The sequence below is a fragment of the Treponema sp. HNW genome (genome assembly GCF_050320395.1).
Taxonomy (GTDB): Bacteria; Spirochaetota; Spirochaetia; order Treponematales; family Treponemataceae; genus Treponema_C.
The window spans coordinates 2,158,134-2,180,713 of record NZ_CP144459.1 but is presented as its reverse complement, the minus strand read 5'-3'; the positions used below and the strand labels follow the sequence as shown (position 1 = coordinate 2,180,713).

At 45.1% G+C, this 22,580-nt stretch carries 21 protein-coding genes; 18 read left to right on the top strand and 3 right to left on the bottom strand.

The window, feature by feature from the left end; all coding sequences use genetic code 11:
* The first annotated feature begins 68 nt into the window (after nt 1-68).
* The 17 genes from V1L52_RS10100 (at nt 69) to nudC (ending at nt 17,321) form a co-directional block, all read left to right on the top strand.
* Complete coding sequence (locus V1L52_RS10100; protein ID WP_428769306.1) at nt 69-1,088, top strand: hypothetical protein; 1,020 nt, start codon at nt 69-71, stop codon at nt 1,086-1,088.
* Between the two features lie 22 nt (nt 1,089-1,110).
* Nucleotides 1,111-1,470, top strand: a complete 360-nt coding sequence (locus V1L52_RS10095) for a head decoration protein (protein ID WP_428769304.1) — start codon at nt 1,111-1,113, stop codon at nt 1,468-1,470.
* A 2-nt stretch (nt 1,471-1,472) separates the two neighbouring features.
* The gene (locus tag V1L52_RS10090) at nt 1,473-2,462 is read left to right on the top strand and encodes a major capsid protein (protein ID WP_428769302.1); all 990 of its coding nucleotides are present in this window, start codon (nt 1,473-1,475) and stop codon (nt 2,460-2,462) included.
* Nucleotides 2,463-2,482: 20 nt separating this feature from the next.
* Nucleotides 2,483-2,923 (top strand): hypothetical protein, encoded by a 441-nt coding sequence (locus V1L52_RS10085; RefSeq protein ID WP_428769301.1) that lies wholly within the window; start codon nt 2,483-2,485, stop codon nt 2,921-2,923.
* 3 nt (nt 2,924-2,926) lie between these two features.
* Nucleotides 2,927-3,553 carry a phage virion morphogenesis protein gene (locus V1L52_RS10080; RefSeq protein ID WP_428769299.1) on the top strand — a complete coding sequence of 209 codons (627 nt, stop codon included), beginning with the start codon at nt 2,927-2,929 and terminating at the stop codon, nt 3,551-3,553.
* The gene (locus V1L52_RS10075) at nt 3,543-3,995 is read left to right on the top strand and encodes a hypothetical protein (protein WP_428769297.1); all 453 of its coding nucleotides are present in this window, start codon (nt 3,543-3,545) and stop codon (nt 3,993-3,995) included. Before V1L52_RS10080 ends, V1L52_RS10075 begins: the two co-directional genes overlap by 11 nt.
* A 24-nt stretch (nt 3,996-4,019) precedes the next feature.
* A complete protein-coding gene (locus V1L52_RS10070) occupies nt 4,020-4,874 on the top strand; it encodes a hypothetical protein (protein WP_428769296.1) in 855 nt (284 codons plus the stop codon).
* A gap of 64 nt (nt 4,875-4,938) precedes the next feature.
* The gene (locus V1L52_RS10065) at nt 4,939-5,319 is read left to right on the top strand and encodes a hypothetical protein (protein ID WP_428769295.1); all 381 of its coding nucleotides are present in this window, start codon (nt 4,939-4,941) and stop codon (nt 5,317-5,319) included.
* Nucleotides 5,320-5,508: 189 nt separating this feature from the next.
* Nucleotides 5,509-9,237 carry a phage tail tape measure protein gene (locus tag V1L52_RS10060; protein WP_428769293.1) on the top strand — a complete coding sequence of 1,243 codons (3,729 nt, stop codon included), beginning with the start codon at nt 5,509-5,511 and terminating at the stop codon, nt 9,235-9,237.
* Nucleotides 9,238-9,239: 2 nt separating this feature from the next.
* The gene (locus V1L52_RS10055; protein ID WP_428769292.1) at nt 9,240-9,677 is read left to right on the top strand and encodes a hypothetical protein; all 438 of its coding nucleotides are present in this window, start codon (nt 9,240-9,242) and stop codon (nt 9,675-9,677) included.
* Nucleotides 9,678-9,687: 10 nt separating this feature from the next.
* Complete coding sequence (locus tag V1L52_RS10050; protein WP_428769290.1) at nt 9,688-10,251, top strand: hypothetical protein; 564 nt, start codon at nt 9,688-9,690, stop codon at nt 10,249-10,251.
* Entirely contained in the window at nt 10,248-12,587 is a 2,340-nt protein-coding gene (locus V1L52_RS10045; protein WP_428769288.1) for a hypothetical protein, read from the top strand. The genes V1L52_RS10050 and V1L52_RS10045 overlap by 4 nt, the downstream gene beginning before the upstream one ends.
* An 11-nt stretch (nt 12,588-12,598) precedes the next feature.
* Nucleotides 12,599-13,687 (top strand): hypothetical protein, encoded by a 1,089-nt coding sequence (locus V1L52_RS10040; RefSeq protein WP_428769286.1) that lies wholly within the window; start codon nt 12,599-12,601, stop codon nt 13,685-13,687.
* Nucleotides 13,688-13,697: 10 nt separating this feature from the next.
* The gene (locus V1L52_RS10035) at nt 13,698-14,666 is read left to right on the top strand and encodes a leucine-rich repeat domain-containing protein (RefSeq protein ID WP_428769284.1); all 969 of its coding nucleotides are present in this window, start codon (nt 13,698-13,700) and stop codon (nt 14,664-14,666) included.
* Between the two features lie 157 nt (nt 14,667-14,823).
* Complete coding sequence (locus tag V1L52_RS10030) at nt 14,824-15,648, top strand: DNA adenine methylase (RefSeq protein ID WP_428769282.1); 825 nt, start codon at nt 14,824-14,826, stop codon at nt 15,646-15,648.
* Nucleotides 15,649-15,759: 111 nt separating this feature from the next.
* Entirely contained in the window at nt 15,760-16,458 is a 699-nt protein-coding gene (locus tag V1L52_RS10025) for a diguanylate cyclase (RefSeq protein WP_428769280.1), read from the top strand.
* Between the two features lie 74 nt (nt 16,459-16,532).
* Nucleotides 16,533-17,321 (top strand): NAD(+) diphosphatase, encoded by a 789-nt coding sequence (nudC, locus tag V1L52_RS10020; RefSeq protein ID WP_428769278.1) that lies wholly within the window; start codon nt 16,533-16,535, stop codon nt 17,319-17,321.
* On the opposite strand, the gene V1L52_RS10015 is transcribed toward nudC, so the two are convergent.
* Genes V1L52_RS10015 through dapA form a run of 3 tightly spaced genes read right to left on the bottom strand, consistent with a single transcriptional unit; the run spans nt 17,310 to nt 20,644 of the window.
* The gene (locus V1L52_RS10015) at nt 17,310-18,587 is read right to left on the bottom strand and encodes a diaminopimelate decarboxylase (protein WP_428769276.1); all 1,278 of its coding nucleotides are present in this window, start codon (nt 18,585-18,587) and stop codon (nt 17,310-17,312) included. The genes nudC and V1L52_RS10015 overlap by 12 nt on opposite strands.
* Nucleotides 18,588-18,641: 54 nt before the next feature.
* The gene (asd, locus tag V1L52_RS10010; protein ID WP_428769274.1) at nt 18,642-19,736 is read right to left on the bottom strand and encodes an aspartate-semialdehyde dehydrogenase; all 1,095 of its coding nucleotides are present in this window, start codon (nt 19,734-19,736) and stop codon (nt 18,642-18,644) included.
* Nucleotides 19,736-20,644, bottom strand: coding sequence for a 4-hydroxy-tetrahydrodipicolinate synthase (dapA, locus tag V1L52_RS10005; protein ID WP_428769272.1), 909 nt, complete (start codon nt 20,642-20,644; stop codon nt 19,736-19,738). The genes asd and dapA overlap by 1 nt, the downstream gene beginning before the upstream one ends.
* 211 nt (nt 20,645-20,855) lie before the next feature.
* Between dapA and V1L52_RS10000 the strand changes: the two genes are divergently transcribed.
* Nucleotides 20,856-22,514 (top strand): diphosphate--fructose-6-phosphate 1-phosphotransferase, encoded by a 1,659-nt coding sequence (locus V1L52_RS10000; protein WP_428769270.1) that lies wholly within the window; start codon nt 20,856-20,858, stop codon nt 22,512-22,514.
* Nucleotides 22,515-22,580: the final 66 nt, after the last annotated feature.

Genomic DNA, 22,580 nt, shown 5'->3' with positions numbered 1-22,580 from the left:
GCTTTTTATTTTAAACCGCCTTTAGCAGCGCTCCGTCCTCTTGCCCCGTAAACTCGTATGCTTACCTTATGAAAACGCGAATACGTGAAATTGCCCGCACGGGTATATTCGGCTCAACCGAACATCCGCAAACGGTAACGGAAAAAGACTTACAGGAAATCTGTGAATCCTTTTCGGACATGAACTCAAGCCCTATTATTTTAGGGCATAATTTTTCAGGCGAAAATCCGCGCTTCGGCGATGTTGTCGGCTTGGAATTAAAAGACGGCATCCTGTACGGCATAACGCAGGAACAGGATGCCCTTGCCGAAGCCGTAGAGCAGGGCTATTTCCCGGACCGCTCAATCGGTGCAAAGCGTTCGGCCGAAACGGGAAAACTGTATCTCCATCATGTAGCGTATCTGGGCGAAGAACCGCCTGCAATCAAAAATCTGAGAACATCAATTAAGGATTCTCTTGCCGCAATCGCGGCATCTGATATAACGGACGTGCAGATGCTGCCGTCTGTCAAAACCAAAGTCATCGCATTAAGCGATGACGGCATACCCGGTAAAGGAGGTTCCGCAGTGAATGAAGAGGAACTCAAAAAGAAAAACGAAGCTCTGGAAGCTGAAAATCAGACACTCAAAACAGAGCTTGAAAAAGCGAACCAAAGGGCTGCAGGCGGCTCATCGGAAGAAGCTCAAAAGCTTAAAGAGGAAAATGAAACTCTTAAAGCAAAGCTTGCGAAAATTGCGGAAAAATATCCGGAAGAAGAGTTGGCACTCTCGGATATAAATCCGCAGACAAAAGCGCTTATGGCCGAATTGCGCAAAAACAAGCGGGAAAACCTGCTTGCCCTGGCAAAAGAAAAACTTCCCCCGTGTGCGCACGGTGCCGTTTTATCCCTTGCCGATGCGCTTCCTGCAAGCGGTACTATTGCCCTTTCGGACGGTAAACAAACCACCCACTTCGATCTCTTAAAAGATGTTTTAAACGCTTTACCGGATCAAGTGTTGACGCAGGAAGTTATCGGACTGTCCGATCCGGCCGGAGAAAACGGCGCAAAGGCACCCGCAGCACCTCAATCAATGATGGGCTGTTTGTAATCCATATTGTAAGGAGTAAAAGATGTTTAAGGCAAATCTCGGCAGAATTACCATCAAGGATGAAAATATCCTCGCCGATGAAAAGTTTTTTACCGACACCATGCCGCTTAAAGACGGCATGCAAAATTTGTTTGCCGGTACCATTTTGAAAATGGGCGCCGGTGAAAAACTGGAACACCTTGAAGGTACAGGCTCGGAAGATCCGATTGCCGTGTTGAACGAAACCGTCAAAGGAGAAACAAAAGATACTTCTGCGGTCGTTATCGTTTTCGGCAGGGTTAACCGCGACAAGCTCACCTTCAAGGACGGCACCGCCGTTACCAACGCACAGGTCGAAGCGTTGCGTAAAAACGGTATCTATGCGACCAAAGGAGAAAAATAATTATGCCTCGTATTGAATCGACATTACAGTCGTTTTTTACGACAAAGCACCTTACCGATGTGCTTATATCGCTGCCCAAACCGCAAACGCCTATTAAGGATTTGCTGTTCCCCGAAAGCAAGCGCAAGCAAAAAACATCCTCGGTAATCGGAATCGCCGAAGTCGAAAACACAACGGGAGCCGTTCCGGTTGTTACCCGCGGATCGGCATCGTATCCGGTAAACGAAGGTAAAAAAGACATAAATGTCTTGCAGCCGGAAGGATTTAAGCCTTCGGTATTTTTGTCGGCAAAAGAAATCAACGATATGATTTCTACCGGAGAAACCGAAAGCATCAATGCAAAGCTCAACGAAACCGTTGAAACCTTGCGCGACCGCATTTCGGTGTCTACCGAGATTTTGTGCGCGCAAGCTCTTTCCGGAGAAATCTCCTATCCTGCCGCAACTGCAGGCGGTGCACTCGACACCTACAAGGTAAGTTTGGGTAAGCCCCAAAAAATGACCGATACGGATATCACCGGCAAAGACATTGCGGTGTTACAGACGAACCTTGAGCAGCACTTTTTGGAGCAGCGCAAAACCGGCTGTACAACCGATGTCCGCTATTTGGTCGGAACCGATGTGTATTCGGCAATTATCGGTATGATTGCCGCTTCCTCGTCCCCCAATATCCCCGTCCAGTGGACGGATTACGGGTGCATCTTGTTCGGCAAATACAAGCTTATGCCTATAAGCGCAACCTATGCCGTCCCCGGATCAAGCACCTTAACCGATGTCGTCTCTGCAAAATCGATCCAAACAATCGACCTTGCAAACCCCGGCACCCTCTTTTATCTTGCGCTGGACGATTTCGATGCAGGCTTAAAACCCCTGCCGTTTTTTGCCAAACAGGTGGAAAGCAAAGATCCGTCCGGATACAAAATTATCGGTATGAGTAAACCGCTTCCCGCTCTTGCGGTAAGTAAAACGGTTATTCGTAAATATTTAGCCTAAAGATTTCGGAGACAACAGGTATGGACTATCTTGACAGTTTACCGGTAAGCCCTGCCGGGCAGCCTCCTTCCGGCACAGCCGGAACACAAGAGAATACTGCCGTTGTCTCCGTTTCCGATATTAAAGATTTTATCAGTCCCAAGCTCTACGGCGAATTAAGCTGGGACGAAAACCGCAGCGCGGATGAAGTAACGCTTGACTGTATCGAAAAAGCAACAGCTTTGGCGGAAACCATGCTGCTCCTCGTGGACGAAAAATTAAACAAATACAGTAAAACGCAAAGCGAAATTATCAAAACGTTAACCGTCTATGAATTGTATTTGTACAACGGCGACCGTTACAGAGCAAAAGGCTACATGGAAAAAGCGGAACGGCTTATCAGCGACCGTTACCGTTCGGTTCAAAAAGAACGGGAAGTATTAATTCCTTTTATCGCTCATTCAAAAGCAAAAAAGGGGTAGTACATGCAGGTAAAAATCGAAATTGAAGAACACGTAAAAAAAAGCTTTTTCAATAAAATTGCAAACCGCAAACCCTTAATGAAAGAGATTTCGCTTATGGCGTTATCGGCCATTCAAAAGAATATCGAAAGCGGTATAAAGCCCGATAATGCGCCCTTAACAAAGGCGGTAAAAGATGGCAACAACACACTTAAAGATATAGGAACATTGAGGAGAAGCCTTACGGCACGCAGCACGGAAACCGAGGCGGTAGTCGGAACGAATGTACCCTATGCACATATTCATAACCCCGAAGACGGAAGAACGAAAACCGTAATCCGCCCTAAAGGAGCAAAATTCTTATGTCTGCCCGCAAGTGCCTATACACGTACACTGTATCGTACTTACGGTTGGTCGGCTGCCGAAGTCATTGCGGGGCTTCAAAGAAGCGGGTGCGCGGTTTACCGCCCGTACAAAAGAGGTACACGTGTACGCGCCAATGTCATTATGGCAAAAAAAGAAGGAGAAAACGCTTTTGCTCTTTTCATCTTAAAAAAAAGCATAACGGTTCCGGCCCGCCCCTTTATGTTCCTGCCTAATGATGTCATGGCGGCAATCGAAAAGCGCATAGGAGCATATTATGAAGCTTAAACTCCTTGAAGCCGTCAAAGCATACGCCGCACACTTACAAACACAAACGGGAACGCAGGCTGTAATAATGCCGTCCTTGTTAAAAAGCGAAAAGTTTCATGTGGAGCTAAACCTTTTACCGCACCCTGTGATAGTCGGGAACGGCAGAACACGCCTAAGACTTAGGGCAACCGTCTACGCCGAAATCCCTGCAAGCGATCCGGGCATAAACGACTGCTTAAGCCGCTCGGTTTCTTTGGCACACTTTTTTGACCAAGCCGAAGGTTTTACTATCCGCGAAAAAACAAACGAAGAAAGTGCCGTATACGGCATAGCCTACCATACGGCACTCAGAGAAGATGACGACCTTTTTTCCGACTTACAGGAAACCGAAGAACGCTCATTTTCATATAACGAAAGTTGGCTTGTCCAATTGGAATTCAATTCGGACGAGTTCATATAAGAATTTATTTTAAAGGAGTAAAAGATGGACTTAACCGCATCAAAAAATCCGAACAGCATGGTTTTGGCAAGTGCAAAAATCGAGCTGTCCAAAGAAAAAATCGATGTAGACAAGGTCAAAAAAACGTGGAGTTTAAAAGACCTTGAAGATTTGGGGCTTGCCCGCGGTATTAAAATATCGTTTTCAGCCAGTAAAATCGATGTTAAAGCCGACAACGGCACCGTCCCGCTCAAGGGACAAACCGATGTAAAGGCAAAAGTCGAATTCAGTTTGCTGGAACGGCACTTACCGCTTTTGGGAAAAGTTATGCACGGTCTTGTAACCGTTACCACCGTACCGGCGGAAAAACACAAAGAAACCGACACCAAAGCTGCCAATACTGCCGAAAAAGACAAGCACTACGATTTTGTCTATGCCAATTATGACGGTGCAAAACCTGAAAACATCGTCATCAAACAGGGCAGCAAAACCCTCGCCGTTACAGCCGATTATACGGTCGACCGGGGAAGCGGCGGAATGTGGGGCTATACCTTTACCGCAGGCGGACAATTTGATGCGTCCAAAGCCGTAACGGTCGAATATGAAGTTGCCCGCCTTAAGTCTTACAGTCTGGGTAAAGGCTCAGGCGGCGTAGTACAGCCCATATCGATGCGTTTAACCAACAAACGCAAAACCGAAGACGGCAGAACCATCAGCCGCACCTTCGAGTTCCCGTACGGCTTCTACGATGCCGAAGACAGTATCACGCTCAAATCAAAAAACGATACGGACAACGTTGCCGAAGTGCCTATGGCATTCGAGTTTTCCCCGCATCCGGATTTAATTCTCGATCCTGAACTGGAAGCTTTCAGTTTGTACCGCGAAGGTCAGGAAGTGTAAAGAAATAAATACAGGCTGCCTTAAAAATACAATCTTTTAAGGCAGCCTTTTAGGAGGTTTTATAATGAATAACAATTTTACCAATTTGGACACATTACGGGCAGAAAGTGAAAAGGTACAATTCTTGGGCGAAGAATTTGAAGTCGGCTATATACCGTCCGGTTTGTCGATTCCGCTTTTGGAAACCTATAACAAATCGATTGAAGAGCAAAAGACGGACGAAAGCCCTAAAAAACTGCTTGAAGACAACGTAAAAGCCGTCTCCCTTTTTTGCTCATTTTATAACGAAAATTTTACAGCTGATTACCTGCTTAAAAATGCGAGCAACAGTCAAATAATCGCCATGTATCAGATAATCGTTACGGCTATTATCCGTAATCTCGGTAATGTTGAAACGGATGAAACAGGCGGCAATGAAAAAAAAACGACTGGGGAAATCTTATAGATCAGGCACTCCTTTTATATCATATAAGTGAAAAAGAAATCCTTTTAAACTGGTCGCTTGAAACACTGTTAAAAAAGGTTAAAAACGGGTTTGACTTTATCCTTATGCAAAAGGGAATCGTCAAAGAGCATGAAACGGAACATATAAGCGATCAGGCTCTGGTCGCTTTATATCAATAAAGAGGTTATAATGGCAGCGGCGAGGGAACTTGTTTTTAAGATAATCGGAGATGCCGACCGGCTTAAAAAAGCGGTCGACGAATCCAATAAAAAACTTGACGATTTTACAAAAAAAACAAAGGATGCCAATGCACTGTTCGGCACGGCTGCAAAACAGGCGGCAGTCGCAACCGCCGCTATAGCCGCACTGGGAGCTGCGGCGGCAAAACTTGCCGTCGAGTTTAATAAGGGTTTCGGCGCCGTACAAACCCTTATTCCCGGTGCAACCGAACGCATACGGGAACTGCAAAAAAATGTACTTGAACTGTCCCCCGCTGTCGGTAAAACAACCAAAGATTTAACCGACGGTTTATACGAAGTAATTTCTGCCTTCGGCGATTCTGCCGACAGTGCAAAACATTTAGAGCTTGCAGCAAAAGGAGCAACAGCAGGCGGCGCAACAACCAAAGACGCCATATCGCTTTTATCCGCCGTAACCAAAGCCTACGGGGATACGACAAATGCCGCACAAAAAAAAGTATCAGACCTAGCCTTTACAACGGTCAAACTCGGACAGACAAACTTTCCCGAACTTGCCGTGTCAATGCAGCGCGTAACATCAATGAGCAAAACGCTGGGTGTAACACAGGAAGAAATGTTTGCAGTCTTTTCTTCCGGTACCGGTGTTATCGGAGGGGCTGCCGAAGTTGCAACAAAACTGTCGGCGGTGTATACGGAATTACAAAAACCGCAAGACCGCCTGCTTGCAGCCTTTGAAGAACTGGGTGTAAAGACGGGAAACGAACTGATAGAACGCTTCGGCGGTTTTGCCGGTGCAATGCAGGCACTTAAAAGTGTCGCCGAAAAAACGGGAGAACCCATAAGCAATTTGTTCGGTTCGGCTCAGGCGGGAAAGCTCGCCCTCTATGCTGCAGGGGAAGGAGCTGCAAAGTTTAAAAGCGACTTGACCGCCATGCAGGAATCAATCGGAGCGACAGATCAAGCCTTTAAAGACGCAACTGTCGGAGGCCCGAACGCCTTCGGTTTTCAACTGCAGCAGGCCCGCTTGAATGTTGAAGCTTTTGCGACAAAGATAGGACAAGAACTGATTCCGAGCCTGCAAAACCTTTTAACTCCCGCTTTTAAATTTGCCGAAGTCTTAAAGAATCTGAATGAAGACCAACTGCAGCTTATCGTTTCAGCCGGTAAAATACTCATTACGGCAACAGCGCTTGCAACAGCCCTTTTTACACTGGGTAAAGGGATCATCGCCGCGCGAAAAGCCGCCCTTGCATTGGAAGCAACCTTTCGTGTTATCGGCTTAACAAATCCCTTTGTGCTTGCCATAGCAGGAGCTGCAGCAGCGGTTGTTGCACTCAAAGAAGTTGCCGCATGGGCCGACCGTGTTGCGGAAAAGCAGCACAAAGCCCGCCTTGCAGGACTCGATGCCTCTACAGCTGAAAGCGTCCGAGCCCAAAGAATATCGGAGCTTGCGCAAGCATATGCAACGCTTAACGAAAAAGAAAAACTGACCAATGCCGAAAGCCTTAAAATGAAAGAGCTGGTAAAAGAAATCAATGAGATTATCGGCTCCGGGTTTTTAACGACACATGAGGCAAGCGGCAAAACAACGATAGACGAAGACAATGCCGTTGTAAAAGCACGAAAAGTTGCACAAGAAAAAAAAGAAGAACTCGAATATAAAAAGAAAGCGCTGGAGCAACTGCTGCAGGCAGGAGAGGAATTACAAAAACGGCAAAGCGAAGTCGGGAAACGCGCTGCACGGGATACCGGCGATACATTGCAAAAGTATGATCTGTTGCCGCAGTCGATAAAAAATATAAAAAAAACGCAAGAGGCGGTAGAGCAATTACAAGCGGAAGCGGAAAAATTAAAAGCAAACATCAGCGAAACCGAAAAAGGCATTGCCGCTTTAATGGATTTTAGCCAAAAGGACTTTACTCCGAATGCGGAACCGGAAGCAAAAAACGACGAAACGGGAAAAGATGAAAAGGCCCCTGATAATTCACAAGCGAAACGGCTTGCCCATTTGCAAAAAGAATTCGCCATAGAAAAACAGCTTTTAAAAGATCGAAAATTGTCTACCCAAGAAGAACAAGCCGAACTTACAAAAATTGAAGAATCGTTTTATAAAAAACGTCTGGAACTTTTAAAAACCTTTCATAAAGAAAATACCACCCAAACACTCGAAGAAAACGGCAAAGGAGTCCTTACATTTGAACAATCACTTGCAAAAGCCGTCGGCGAATCGGGGCAGTCAATAAAGACGGAAACACAAAACACCTATGCAGCCCTTGATACCTTAGCTGAAGCAAAACACAAAAAAGAGCTGGATCGTATAAACAGCATCACGGAGACGACTAAAAAACAAATAGACGATGAAATTGCATTAAAAGAAAAACTCGGTCAATACACCGGCAACAAAAAAGAAATAGAGCGCACAAAAACACTCGAAAAACAAAAAGCCTTATTAAAAAAACAAAACGAACTCATGGAAGAGTACTTGCGCCTGTCGGAAAGCGGCTCCGAAAAAGATAAAGAAAAAGCCGCAGCAACGTTACAGCAAGCAAAGAATTTGGGAAAAGCCTCTGCCGAGGCAGGTAAGGAACTTGAAAGCTCTTTTGCGACAGCCGCCGGTAAGATTGCAGGAATAATGCAGCAAATCGGTAGTATTATCACCGATACCATGCACGGCATTGCCGACATTGCAAAGACACTCATAAGCCAAAAAGAAACCAGACGCCAGCAGGAAACGGCCGAAACGCTTGCCTCAATAAATCGTGAGCGTAATCAAAAACTGCTCGAAATTGACAACGAACTGTCGGACATGCGTGAACAAAAACAAATAGAAGATGCCGAACGTGAAGAACAACGGCGCGAAGAAGAATATGAAAAAAAAATTGCCGAAACGGAGAGAAACCTTGCCGAACTTGATGCGGGCATACAGCAGGAAACAAACATCATAAAGCTGCGTGAACTGGAAAAGCAAGCCGAAGCCGAACGCAAAAAAAAGGCCGAAGAGGCGGCTCGCAAAAAAGCTGAGGATGAAAAGAAAAAACGGGATAAAGAAGCACGTCAACAGGAAATAGCTCTTTTAAATGCGCGGTCGGCAGCGGAACACGAGTTTGCCGTGGCTCGTATTCAAACGGAAAATGCCTCCGGAGAGGCATCGGCAAAAGCTGCCCAAGAAGCAGCGAAATGGGAAAAGGCTCAAAGCGTTTTGAGCTTATCTATAAAAGCGGCAGTGGAAACTGCCAACGCTGTCGCCCGTTTTGCAATCCCCGATCCGATAGGCGGGGCTGCACATACTGCTGCAGCTGTAATGGCGGGAATACAAGCTGCTGTTGTTGCTCAAAAGCCATTACCGCCTGATTATATCAAACAGCCTTTACCGCCGGCCCCGCGCCCGATAAAGTTTGCGCAAGGCGGTATTGTCATGCCCTCAACTTCCGGCACTCCTATCGGTTTACCCGGCGGAAACCCCGGTCTTGTTGCCGAAGCGGGCTTACCCGAATTGATACTGCCTATCAATGCACCCAACCTTGAACGCATATTCCGTGCTGCAGGCGTACAAAATAACGCTGCCCAAAATCAATTTAGCTACGCTCCGTCTTATAGCCTTACCTTCTCGCATAATATTGAGGACAGTGCCGATGTTGTACTGGATGTGCTCAGAAGCCATGACCGTGAATTATTTTCGGTCATGGAAAAAGCCCGGCAAAATTGGTTTGTGGAATAGATATGACTGAAACGGAATACAAAGACGGATTTTATCCCGATGATTTTATTGAAATAGAAAACACCTTTCTCCCCTTACCCAAAGGATTTTCTCTTGAAATTGCACAACAGGAAATTGCCTCAACATTTACTACTGTAGACGGGCACAAACGTAAAGATATTATACGTCAATATGAATCGGCTGCTATCAAATATGAGTTCCTTACGGAAAAAGACTTTCAAACAATTCTTGACATTATTACAGCCTTACAAAATGCCGCATACGGTATAGAAAAAAAATTGTATATAAAAAAACAATCGATACCTTCCGTTGCCGGCAGCGATTTTAAAAATCATTTTAAAGCAATAACAATAGACCTTGTAAAGCCGATTAAATACGCATTTAAAACCCGTAAAAACGGCTTATTTATCTACAGCGGAATAACCGTAAACTTAAACTAAGGAATCGTCTATGCTAAAATCCGACCTTTTAAATATCATTGCAGACCTGAAAAACCGCCGCCCCGAATCCATCGGTAACGATGATCCTATCACCGACCAAAATTACAACAACATCGTTTTCTCGCTTGCAAAAATAACCGAAGCTTTGGAACTTATCAATAAAGCCGATCCTAACATACCGCCTGTCGGCAGTAAATATGTCCGCTTTCCCGGAGATCCGGAACCGCATGAACGTTACCCGCACCCGACGGCACAATGGAAAAACGTATCAAGCCGCTTTCCCGGCGACTTTTTGCGTATTGAAGGCGGTAATGCCGCAGTCTTTTCCGAAAACACCTCTGTTTCCTATACGGACGGAATAGGCAAAGAAGGCGGCGCTCAAATGGATGCCCTGCAGGAACATACGCATACATATCGTGTGCGAACGGGAGCTGCACGTAACGGTCCTGCCGGTTGGCGCTGTGCAGGAGATGGCAGTGAATATCCTCAATCGAGCGGTGCAAATAATACTCGAAAAACAAGCGAAACCCGTCCTAAAAATATAACCGTACAACTATGGGAGCGCGTAAAGTGAAACATGTACGCGATGCTGTTGAGCATGTAATCAGAGGTGATAACCGCAGCTACAACGCCTCCGTTATTTTTTCTTTCTTGTCCGTGCAAGCGGAAGCGGTGGAAATACAGTCCCCGAATGCCGTACGCGGCTGTGTCCCCGATCAAATAGTCTACCCGTATTTGTCGCATATCGAGGACAGAGCTTTTACGAATTTGCCAAAAAATCGCCGTGTATTTCCGCATGCTGAAATGATCCATGCAGACGGCCGCCGTCGTCGCGTAACGAAGCGCCCCTATGCGCGTATCGGCTATATCGGGAAAAAGGCCGACAATTTGGGGCTGGTAAGCGATACAATAACTCTTTATGTACCCAATATTGAAACCAAGCGCTTTACTCTTGTTACCAATCCCGACCGCATTATCGATAGTGCAGCCGTCATATTACAGGACAATCAAGGCACACCCATTGCGCAATATAACATAATCGGTAATACACGTTCGCGTCTTGACTTTGATGTACCTTGCCAAAATGTCTACAGAATTGTTCTTCATATTGAAAAACATACCCCGAACCGTAGAATATGGCTTGTCGCTTTTTACCCGGGGTTCGAGTTCAAAGTCGAAAATCAGGATATTATCAGCATTAAGCAATCCGTTAAAAAAACGGAAAATAAAGAAGCGTCCATCGGCCGGTTGTATATAAAATCGCTCGATGTAACACTCAACAACATTCTGCGAACATACGACAGCCAAAACAAGATCAGTCCCGTTTCCGGCTTTTTTAATTCAAATACCAGTATCAAGGCTCATCTCACTTTGAAACAAAAAAATACCGCTGACAATTTTATTTATAATTTCGGTACTTACTGGATAACCGATGTAAAAACCGAAGAAGCAAAACCGACCGTACACATAAAAGCTCAAGATTATGTGGGTGTCCATAAATCACAGTATCTTTCACTCGGGGTTTTTGATGATACCGATACAAAACACATGTTCGGCGAAACTGCCCGTGCGCTCGGTTTGTCGCCGCGCATTGATCCGAGCCTCGATAGGATAAAGCTCCATATGTTTTCTCTCAACGGAACGGCATCGGCACTGCTCAATAAGTTATGTGTGTTATCAAATGCTTTTTGTTCCGTTTCTTTGGACGGCACCGCACTTGAGGTAAAAAAGATAACGTCCCGGCATGGCGTTATCCGTTATCCGTGCCGCTATTTTAACCTAAACGAATATAACAGTTCCGCATCTGGAAACGCGGCAAGCAATTCCCCGAATATAATAAACCTTTCTTACACCAAAGACGAATATGAACAATCCTTTGTTGTCAAAAATAAAAAGATTGTGATGTATAAAGATATTCCGGTGCGGGAATACCCCGATAAATGGCTGTTGACTCCGCTCATTGACCGCATACCCGGGGCGGAACAGGAACCGAGTACGGTTTTGGAATTTGTACTTCCGGATAACTTTGCAGGAGTTGAATTTTCAGACGGATATGTAACTACCATACGCGAATACGACACTACAGTTGATTATGAGGCAAAAAAAATCACTGTATCAGTGTGGGTATTTCAAGAAAGTAACGACGAAGAACAGCTCACCGTTGCCGTCATGGTAAAGCAAAAACCGGCTGAAATTACACTCAAAACCGAAAATATTGAAGTTCCGGCACGCCCTAAAGAATACGTTGTACCCTCAGGAGAAGCGCCTTCCCCGTTGTATACCGACATATTACAACATAATTTCCCAAATATACCCGTTGAATGTACGGTATCAATTAAGGACGCCGTATCAATTTCTCGTGTTGAAATTGCCAATAAGTTTATTGCACGGACGTTTGAATTTGCTCATCGCAAAACGGGAGAGGGAATACATATAAAAGTATGGAACTATACGGCCGTGCCGCAAACGCTCACCTGTATCATTTACGGTAACAGGCTCATTGCCGGAAAAGAATCAAAAACCATAACTGCCCGAAACGAAGCCGATATTCAAAAAAACGGCGAAATCATAAAAAATCTTTCGGTCGGTTCTCTTGCAAGCGATACAATTGCAAAAGATATTCTGCATTCAAGCGCTTACTTTTACCGGCACTTTTTTTCTTCCGAATCCTTCTCACTGTGGGCTGATCCGCGTCTTGAATTGTATGACCTGATTGCCTGTAAATCGCTTCGCGGTTATGGCTATACGCAAGGCATCATAGAAGAGATGGAACTCGAATATAAAGGCTCATTAAGACAAAAAATAAAGACTATAAAAACAAAAAAACATAACCGTGATTCAAGAATATTCGGTGCCTACGTTGCCGCAGACCGTCCCGTTTTACCTGAATATTTTTTAGGATATGCCTAAAGGAGATGATTGTGAAAAATCTTAAAGAATTGGATATATTTAAACAAAATCCCGACAATAAAATAACTGCAGAAATACTTGACAATCCGCCGCAGGATGTACCGGTGCATCTTATTCACGATATTTTTTTCGGTGAATCGCTTAAGTTATATACCGATCCTGCGCAGCCGGAAAACAGCGCTCTTGTACTTAATCAGGATTATATATGCGCACAAGAAGATTCTATCGCTACAGAGCAGGCGGAAAAAGATTGTTTCAGAGCAGTAATTTTTAAAGCCGCATATACGAAAGTATATGCCGATTATTGGGTATACGGAGATACCGTTTCGGCAAAAGCATATAATGACGTTGTGAGTATCGCGGCCGAAAGCTCCGAAAAAGTAGACATCCTTGAAGTACAACTTGCAGACCTTACAAAAAAAACAAAAGAGCATATTGAAGCAACGGGTGTGCACGAAGCGAGTGCCGATATAACACCCGATAGGATTGTTATGCGAACCGCCGACGGGACTATTCGGACAGCCCCTGCGAACGAAGATACCGATGCAGTCCCGTACAATATGCTTAAAGCGGTCGACCACAAAGTTGATACGGCTTTATCGAAAATAGCAACAGAAGAAACGGAACGTCTCACTGATATACAGACAGCCACGAAAAAAGTTTCTGCTAAAATACCGGCTGTTTCTGCTGCAGATTTTTTACCCGATGAGGTTGACTGGAACACAGCCGACGAAGTTCAAAAAGAAGCGGCCCGACAAGCACTTGATGCACACATACAAAAAACAGATGCCTATCACAATGTTCTGCGCAATCAAAACGGTTCGATTATCGTACCCGATGCACAAACCGACCTTGAAGCGGCAAATCGTAAAACGGTTATAGACACCGTAAACGCGCGTATTACCGCATTAATCGATAATGCTCCCGAAGAACTGGACACCCTAAATGAACTCGCAGCCGCACTTAAAAATAATCAAAGCGGAATAGCGGCAATAAATACGGCATTGACAAACCGCTACACAAAACAGGAATCAGATGAAAAATTTGTTGCAAAAGCGGCTTTTGTATTAACCGACACCACTTTGGAAATAACAATATAAGGATAAAACAATGCTTAAAGTAAACGGAATAGAAATTGAAAATGCTAAATTTAACGGAGTAGATTTGAATAAAGTTGTAATTAACGGTGTTACAGTTTTTGAAAAAAATAAAGAAAATACTATTATAATGCGAACATTGAATGATAATGTAAAATTGTCTGTTGTAACTAAATATCATACTTCTTGTGAAGTTTGGAATGCTGGAACCAAAATAGGTGTACTCCATAGTTATGGAGGATCTACGATTTTATCCATTCCTAATAAAAATGAAGATGTTATTATTAGAGGAATAGGTATAAAAGAGTTCTATTGTTCTTTTTCCGCTATCACTAGCTTAAATATTCAAAATTGTCCAGATTTAGAAGCTCTTGATTGTTCAAGAAACCTATTAGAAACTTTAAATGTTCAGGAGGCACCAGCTTTGCGGATTCTTTCTTGCTTAGAAAATAAACTAATAAGTCTAAATTTACATGGATTAACCAAATTACAGACACTCGGTTGTTCCTTTAACCGTTTAACAGATTTAAATGTAAAAGATTGTGCGCTTTTGTATCATTTAGATTGTTCTGCTAATCGATTGACATCCTTAAATAATGTTGAAGGTCTTGTTAGATTATATTATCTTGATTGCAAGTCTAATCGGCTAACAAGCTTAAATGTATCTGGATGTAAGGCTTTAGTCGGTCTCCATTGTTCGTTGAATCAAATTACAAGCCTAAATGTACAAGATTGCCCTCTTTTAAATTTTCTCGCTTGCTGTAACAACCATATTTCATCTTCTATGTTTAGAAATATATTAAGTGTTCTACCGAATAATTCATATGGACGAGCGGTTTTATATAATATTCTTGCGAATCCGGAACAAAACTATCAAGATTTTACTCGTCCTCCTGAGTTGGTACAGGCCTTAAATGCTGCTAAGGCTAGAGGCTGGAAATTTTATAAAAGCGTACACCTAAGCGATTATTATTTGATTTAAATAACGGGCAAAAATCGGCGTCTTGTCCACGCCGACAAGTGTCTGCAACACTTACCGGATAACCGGCTTTTACCCGACCTAAGCGCATAGGTAATAAAAGTATCGGTTATTTTTGTCTTTTGATTTAGCCCTAAAAATTATTTTTTAGGAGTAAATTATGAAAAGAAAAATTAAAACGCCGCTCAGTTATTACGGCGGAAAACAGCAGCTGGCCTCAAGAATCGTATCTTTAATTCCGGAACATCGGATTTACTGTGAGCCTTTTGTGGGTGGCGCTGCGGTATTCTTCGCAAAAGAGCCCTCACACTCTGAAATTATTAACGATATAAATTCGGAAATCGTTAATTTTTACGAGGTATTACAGCGCGATTTTGCGGCATTGCAGTCGGAGATTGCTATCAGCTTGCACAGCCGTAAACTGCACAAACACGCGCAAGTCATCTACGATAATCCCGAAATGTTTGATCGTATTAAACGCGCATGGGCTATTTGGATGCTTGCCAACGGCTCATTCGGTAATAATCTCATTGCCGGCTTCGGATATGATAAAAACAGCTCTTCTACTCACAAACTGGCAAATAAACGAAATGCGTTCACGGAAGATTTGGCGATCAGAATTCAGAACGTACAAATTGAATGCTGTGATGCCTTAAAAATAATCCGCTCAAGAGATAGTAAAGATACGTTTTTCTATCTTGATCCGCCCTATGTCGGTTCCGATCAGGGGCATTATAACGGATATAACCAACAGGACTTTGACAATTTGCTGTCCGAGCTCTCGAAAATTGAAGGAACTTTTCTTTTAAGTTCTTTCAGAAATAAAAACCTCGCCGATCTTTCAAATAAAAACGGTTGGTACCAGATAGAACTGAAAATGGCCAAACCGATGACCAGCCAGCTTGGTAAAACGGTTCAAAAAATTGAAGTTCTTACTGCAAATTATCCTATCGGAATCGTTGAAGGCAATGTAAAACGATTGTAAAAAAGTTATAAAACAGCGTTCTAAAGAGTAAAAAAAAGCCTTTAGAACGCTGCAATAAAGCACGGAAAACCACACAAAAACACTAAAAAACACGCCAAATTCTCAAACTAAATGACAATTTTTCTCATTTTGCGCGCCGCGTTACAAGAAATCATCTACAGCGATTATGAATGTTGTCAAATATCGACATTGGCATCGCTTTCGGCTATAGCTATAAATAACGCCGCTTTGGTTGAAATGACTACGACGGATGCAATGACTCAGTTAAAATTAAAACACTTTTTTTATGCCGTTTTAACCGATAAACTTGAATTCTCGGTTGAACATCGATTGCCCTTAAGCCTTGTTATGTTCGACATAGATTTTTTTAAGAATGTAAACGATACTTACGGACATGCCTGCGGCGATACCATTTTGAAAGATATTGCTTCTCTCATTTTCAAGGGTATCCGCGGACAGGATATGGCGGCGCGTTACGGCGGCGAAGAGTTTATCGTTATGCTTTTTGACACCGACGAAGAAGCGGCCTTTAAAGTTGCCGAGCGTATCCGCCACGTTGTTGAAGAATATTGCTTTACGCATGAAAGCGTTTGTATAAGATTGACTATTTCAGCCGGTATTTCCGTATTTTGCCCGAAAAGAAATCCGGTTACGGTCCGCGATTTAATCGATCAGGCCGACCGGGCATTGTACGATTCCAAACGTAACGGACGAAACAAAGTAACCGTATTCAACGCCGCCGCTTCGGGGAATGTTCCGGATGAATACAACTTCTTTACCTTCGGCTCGGAATTTTCGCGTACAAACTGATATCTTATTTGCCGGAAGCCGGGTTTGCCGAAAACAGGGTTCACAGAACCCGATTATCATGTTATGCTGTGTATATGGCTTTGATCAGCAATCCGGCTCAAGCCGCCGGTAAAAGAATTTTTTTATTTTCGGAAAATAAACTGCTTGTATGTGCGGGTACGCAAAACGAATTACCCGGTGTTGAACTGTTTGAGCGCTGCATGCAGCATCAGTTTATCTGTGATTGGCTTTATGATACCGATTATGAATATACCGCCGCCCTCCTCGAAAAAGACGTACCCATAGGCGACGGTTTTTGCCGGATTCCGCTTCGCAGTATTTTTGCCGCCGAAGAAGCCTTTGCTTTTGAAGCGTCCCGTGCCCATGCTCTGCTCAACTGGAAGGCGGGAACCCGTTTTTGTTCCTATTGCGGCAATGCCCTAAAAGATGCCGAAGATGAAACCGCCCGCACGTGCGTACAGTGCACAAGGCGCGTGTATCCGTCGCTTTCGCCTGCGATAATCGTATTGGTGGAAAAAGAAGGCAAACTGCTTTTGGCAAAACACAGCAGACGCAATACCGATGTGTATACCTGTCTTGCAGGCTACGTTGAAGCCGGCGAAAATCTTGAAAACTGCGTTGCGCGCGAAATAAAAGAAGAAACGGGTATTGAAGTAACGAATATACGCTATGTAACCAGCCAAAGCTGGCCCTTCCCGGATCAGCTTATGGCAGGCTTCCGTGCCGATTGGAAAAGCGGTGAGATAAACATTCAGCAAAGCGAAATAAGCGATGCCCGATGGTTTTCCAAAGACGCCCTGCCCGAAATTCCCAAACCCGGCTCCCTTGCGTATAAGCTGATAACGGGGGCACTATCCGAATAACGCCAATTTGTCAAAGTCGAGGGTGGCAAAATAATCTTCAAGGGTTTCTTTACGCCGTATTTCGATAACGGAGCCGTCGGTACGCAAAAGGAGTTCTCCGCAGCGCAGTTTGCCGTTGTAGTTAAAGCCCATTGCCCGCCCGTGTGCGCCCGCATCGTGGATAATTAAAAGGTCGCCCCTGTCTATGCGGGGAAGCTTTCTTTGAACGGCGAATTTGTCGCAGTTTTCGCACAAAGAGCCGACGATATCGTATGTGTGCTCGGCAGCGGCGTTTTCTTTACCGCTTACGGTAATTTCGTGGTAGGCTCCGTACATACCCGGCCTCATAAGGTCGGCCATACAGGAGTCGGTTCCGATGTAGTCGCGGTAAATATGCTTTTCGTGAATAGCCCTCGTTACAAGCCATCCGTAGGGGCCGGTTATAACGCGCGCGCATTCCATATAAAATTTGATTTTTTTTCCGGCAAAAAGAGGGTTGTCTGCGATAAGCGAATCGTAGGCTTTTTTTATGCCCGCGGCAATATAATCGTAATCGACAGCCCTTTGTTCTTTTTTATAAGGAATGCCCATGCCGCCGCCCATATTGATAAATTCAATGTCGATATCGAGTTCCCGTTTCAGGTCGGCGCATAATTCGTAGAGCATACGGGCGGTTTCTATAAAATAATCGTTTGAAAGCTCGTTTGAAGCTATCATTGTGTGTAAGCCGAAACGGTTTGCGCCCAAACTGCGCGCCTTTTTATACGCTTCAAACAGCTGGCAGCGCGTTAAGCCGTATTTTGCTTCTTCGGGCTTGCCGATAATTGCGTTTCCTTCCCTAAGCGGGCCGGGGTTGTAGCGGAACGAAATAAGGGAGGGAAAGCCGTTTAAACTTTTGTGTAAAAAATCGATATGGCTTATATCGTCAAGGTTGATAACCGCACCCTGTTTATAAGCGTATAAGTATTCGGACGCGGGCGTTTGGTTGCTTGTAAACATAATGTTTTCGCCGGTAATTCCCGTACGCTCGCACAGTATGAGTTCGGCCAAACTTGAACAGTCCGCACCGAAACCCTCGTCCGCAAGGATTTTTAAAATAAAGGGATTCGGTAAGCCCTTAACGGCAAAGTATTCTTTAAAACCCGGCAGTATCGAAAAAGCCTTTGTTAAACGTCGCGCATTTTCCCGCATACTTTTTTCATCGTACAGATAAAAGGGGGTAGGGAAGCGTTCAACCGTTTTTTGTAACTCATCGCTTTTAAGCGGAAAATATCGTGCCGTGCTCATCGTTTTAGCCGTCCGTCTTTATATTGTGATTAATCGAAAAAAACTTTTCCATCATTAATCGAAAAAGCCCTGTGCGTCCAAAAGCTCGGCATTTAAAATACCGCCGAGGGCCGCCCCTCGTTTGGTGTTATGGCTTAAGGCGACAAAACGTATGTCGAAAACCGGGCATTCGCGAAGCCTTCCGACGGTAACCGCCATACCCTTGTCGGTGTCGCGGTCGCGTGCAGGCTGAGGCCTGTTTGCTTCATGGCGGACATAAATCGGCTGTACCGGCGCCGAAGGAAGCTTTAATTCCTGCGGCAGGGCGCGGAAAGAAGTCCATATTTTTTCGATTTGTTCAAGCGAAGGTTTTTTGTCGTCGGGAAGGTCGAATTCCAAGCTTACGCATGCGGTATGTCCGTCTATAACCGGAACGCGGTTACAGTGGGCGGCGACAAGGGGGCCTGAGGCATTTTCTATTTTACCATCTTTGACTTGTCCTAAAATCTTTAAACATTCTTTTTCGGTTTTTTCTTCTTCGCCGCCGATATAGGGCACAATATTGTCAATCATATCAAAGGACGGAACACCCGGATAGCCGGCTCCGCTTACCGCCTGCATTGTCGAAACAATCATCCTTTTAACGGGAAAGCCTGCTTTTTGCAGGGCAAAAACGGGCGTCATATAGGACTGAAGCGAACAGTTCGGCTTTACCGCGATAAAGCCCTTGTTCCAGCCGTGATGTTTTTTTTGCGCGGCGATAACGTCCGTGTGATCGGGGTTTATTTCGGGAATCAGCATGGGAACGTTGTCTGTCCAGCGGTTTGCGCTTGCGTTCGAAACAACCGGAATATCGTCGGCCGCATAAGCTTCTTCAAGCTTTTTAATGCTGTCCTTATCCATTTCGAGGGCGCTGAATACAAAGCGGCACTTGCCCTTGGCGGCCGATACGTCGTTTGCGTCCTGCACAATTAAACGGCGCACGCCGTCGGGAATATCACTTCCGATATGCCAGCGGCCTTCGACAGCCTCTTCATATGTTTTACCTGCCGAACGCGAACTTGCGGCCGTATAGGTAACTTCAAAGCGGGGGTGATTGGCCAATAAATAAATATAGCGCTGGCCGACCATGCCGGTTGCGCCCAAAACTCCTACAGGTATTTTTTCCATTATAAATCACATTCCTTTAAAGCATTTTCTATAATCTTTTTTGCGCCCTCGTGTACTTCGGTAAGGGGAAGGCGCACCGCGCCTGAGGGAAGATTTTTTACCCTCATCGCATATTTTATTGAAGAAGGATTACCGTCTACAAAGGCCGCTTTAAAAAAGGGCAAAAGCCGGTAATGCAGTTCGCGCGCTTTTTCGGTATCGCCGTCGAGGGCCTTGTGTACCAGCTCGGTAATAAGGGCGGGGGCAAGATTGGACACTACCGATATAACTCCGTCGCCGCCTGCGGCAATAAGGGGCAATGTGAGCGCATCGTCGCCCGAAAGCACGCAAAAATCGGGCTTTCCGCGCGCAATAAGCGCTATAACATCCATCATTTGATTGATGTCGCCCGACGCTTCTTTTACACCCGCAATGTTCGGCAATTCCGCAATACGCTTTAAAAGGGGCGTGCAAATGTTTTTGCCCGTGCGCCCTGCAATATTGTACACGATGATAGGGATTCCCACCTTGCTTAAAGCTTCGTAGTGAAGGAAAATACCCTCATCGGAAGGTTTATTGTAATAGGGAGAAACGGCAAGAGCATAGTCCGCACCGCGTTTTTTCGCGCGCTCGGTATAGTACACGGCATCGCGCGTATTGTTGCTTCCCGCACCCAAAATAATCGGTACGTAACGTCCCGTTTCGCGCTTATATTTTTCACGTTCTTCCATAACGATGTCTATGAGCCGTTCTTCTTCGTCGTGCTCGCGCAGCGTCGGCGTTTCGGCGGTTGTTCCCAGCGGCACCAAACCGTCTATGCCGTTTGTAAGCTGAAATTGAATAAGAGAGCGGAAACCCTCATAGTCCACCGAACCGTCTGCGAACATAGGAGTGATGAGCGCCGTAAAGGCCCCGCGTAGTGCAGCCATAATGTACCTCCTGCAGTCTTTATGCAAAGTATTGCATTTTTATACATAAAAAGCAAGGGGAAAACGTATGAAAATAATCCGAAGTATACGCAAAAATCCGCAGTATTTTATAATCGGTTTTTCATTTCGCTCTTTTTCCTTAGTCCTTGTATTTTCCGCCGTATTCCGATACAATAAATTCATTCCGTAAAATCCACAAGGAGAGAAGCATATGAAATCCGTTTCCGATTTACAAACCGCGCGTTATGCGTACAAACCCAAATTGCCCGCCGTGTTAAACGGTGCGGTTGAAAAACTGAGCCTCGGCTTCGGCAAAAAAACCGAAGCGGTGTCCGACAAAAAAGAATTAAAAGAACTGTTCGTCCATACCTACGGAAAACCCCTTGCCCAAGTGCAAAAGGGAAAAAATCCCGCGGCCCTTAAAAAAATCAAAGCGGGCGTTATTTTATCCGGCGGTCAGGCCCCCGGCGGTCACAATGTTATCTGCGGTCTTTATGACGGTATAAAAAAAGGTAATCAAGATTCCGTTTTGCTCGGCTTTAAAGGCGGCCCTTCGGGATTGCTCGACAACGACTTTATTAAATTTAACGATAAGATTATAGACGAACACCGCAACACCGGCGGCTTCGATATTATCGGTTCGGGACGCACTAAGATTGAAACGCCCGAACAATATGCCGCCGCCGCCGAAACGGCGAAAAAAAATAAACTCGATGCCCTCGTTATTATCGGCGGCGACGATTCGAATACGAACGCGGCATTGCTTGCCGAATATTTTGAAACGCATAAAATCAAAACGCAGGTTATCGGCGTTCCCAAAACCATAGACGGCGATTTGAAAAACGCCCTGATTGAAACCAGTTTCGGCTTCGATACCGCCTGCAAAACCTATTCCGAACTTATCGGCAACCTGGCACGCGACGCCAATTCGGCAAAAAAATACTGGCACTTTATTAAACTGATGGGACGCTCGGCAAGCCACATTGCCCTTGAATGCGCCCTGCAAACGCAGCCGAATATCTGCCTGATTTCCGAAGAAGTGGAAGCAAAAAAATCCACGCTGCGCCGAATTACCGACGATATCTGCGCGGTTATCGCAAAGCGTGCCGAAGGCGGAGAAAACTTCGGCCTCGTATTGATTCCCGAAGGCTTGGTTGAGTTTATTCCCGAAATGAAAACCCTCATCGCCGAATTGAACGATAAGATGGCGCTCAAAAAAGACGAGTTTGAAGCCCTGCATGATTTTGAGCAAAAAAAGGCTTGGCTTGCGGCAAACCTTTCGCCTCAGTCCTTTGATGCCTTTGACGCCTTACCCGCCGCAATCGCCGCACAGTTTTTAGCCGACCGCGACCCGCACGGTAACGTACAGGTAAGCCGTATCGATACGGAAAAGCTTTTAGCCTTGGCTGTTGAAAAACGCCTTGCCGAAATGAAAAAAGCCGGCACCTACCGCGGCAAGTTCAGCTCCTATACCCACTTTTTCGGCTATGAAGGCCGCTGCGCCTTCCCGTCAAATTTTGACGCGGACTATTGTTATGCTTTGGGCTTTAACGCCTTTATCCTCATTGCAAACGGCTTAACCGGTTATCTTTCGTCCGTGCGCAATTTGGTAAAACCTGCAAAAGAATGGACGGCAGGCGGCGTTCCCCTTACAATGATGATGAATATGGAACAGCGCCACGGAAGCAAAAAGCCGGTTATTAAAAAAGCTCTGGTCGAATTAAAGGGTAAGCCCTTTAAAAAGTTCGCTTCTCAGCGCGAAAAGTGGGCGGTTAAAACAAGCTATCTGTTCCCCGGCGCGATTCAATATTTCGGACCTTCCGAAGTATGCGACCGGCCGTCAAAAACCTTGATGCTGGAACAAAAGTAAGTTTTAAAGTAAGTTCAAACCGAGCGGCTCAAACGGCGCCGCCCGGTTTTACTTGCGGTTTGCCGC

Coding starts and splice junctions, on each gene's coding strand:
- V1L52_RS10035 (WP_428769284.1), top strand. CDS start 13,698: ATGCTTAAAGTAAACGGAATAGAAATTGAAAATGCTAAATTTAACGGA.
- V1L52_RS10100 (WP_428769306.1), top strand. CDS start 69: ATGAAAACGCGAATACGTGAAATTGCCCGCACGGGTATATTCGGCTCA.
- V1L52_RS10025 (WP_428769280.1), top strand. CDS start 15,760: ATGACAATTTTTCTCATTTTGCGCGCCGCGTTACAAGAAATCATCTAC.
- V1L52_RS10055 (WP_428769292.1), top strand. CDS start 9,240: ATGACTGAAACGGAATACAAAGACGGATTTTATCCCGATGATTTTATT.
- V1L52_RS10080 (WP_428769299.1), top strand. CDS start 2,927: ATGCAGGTAAAAATCGAAATTGAAGAACACGTAAAAAAAAGCTTTTTC.
- V1L52_RS10015 (WP_428769276.1), bottom strand. CDS start 18,587: ATGAGCACGGCACGATATTTTCCGCTTAAAAGCGATGAGTTACAAAAA.
- dapA (WP_428769272.1), bottom strand. CDS start 20,644: ATGGCTGCACTACGCGGGGCCTTTACGGCGCTCATCACTCCTATGTTC.
- V1L52_RS10000 (WP_428769270.1), top strand. CDS start 20,856: ATGAAATCCGTTTCCGATTTACAAACCGCGCGTTATGCGTACAAACCC.
- V1L52_RS10030 (WP_428769282.1), top strand. CDS start 14,824: ATGAAAAGAAAAATTAAAACGCCGCTCAGTTATTACGGCGGAAAACAG.
- V1L52_RS10065 (WP_428769295.1), top strand. CDS start 4,939: ATGAATAACAATTTTACCAATTTGGACACATTACGGGCAGAAAGTGAA.
- V1L52_RS10085 (WP_428769301.1), top strand. CDS start 2,483: ATGGACTATCTTGACAGTTTACCGGTAAGCCCTGCCGGGCAGCCTCCT.
- V1L52_RS10050 (WP_428769290.1), top strand. CDS start 9,688: ATGCTAAAATCCGACCTTTTAAATATCATTGCAGACCTGAAAAACCGC.
- V1L52_RS10095 (WP_428769304.1), top strand. CDS start 1,111: ATGTTTAAGGCAAATCTCGGCAGAATTACCATCAAGGATGAAAATATC.
- V1L52_RS10090 (WP_428769302.1), top strand. CDS start 1,473: ATGCCTCGTATTGAATCGACATTACAGTCGTTTTTTACGACAAAGCAC.
- nudC (WP_428769278.1), top strand. CDS start 16,533: ATGGCTTTGATCAGCAATCCGGCTCAAGCCGCCGGTAAAAGAATTTTT.
- V1L52_RS10070 (WP_428769296.1), top strand. CDS start 4,020: ATGGACTTAACCGCATCAAAAAATCCGAACAGCATGGTTTTGGCAAGT.
- V1L52_RS10060 (WP_428769293.1), top strand. CDS start 5,509: ATGGCAGCGGCGAGGGAACTTGTTTTTAAGATAATCGGAGATGCCGAC.
- V1L52_RS10075 (WP_428769297.1), top strand. CDS start 3,543: ATGAAGCTTAAACTCCTTGAAGCCGTCAAAGCATACGCCGCACACTTA.
- asd (WP_428769274.1), bottom strand. CDS start 19,736: ATGGAAAAAATACCTGTAGGAGTTTTGGGCGCAACCGGCATGGTCGGC.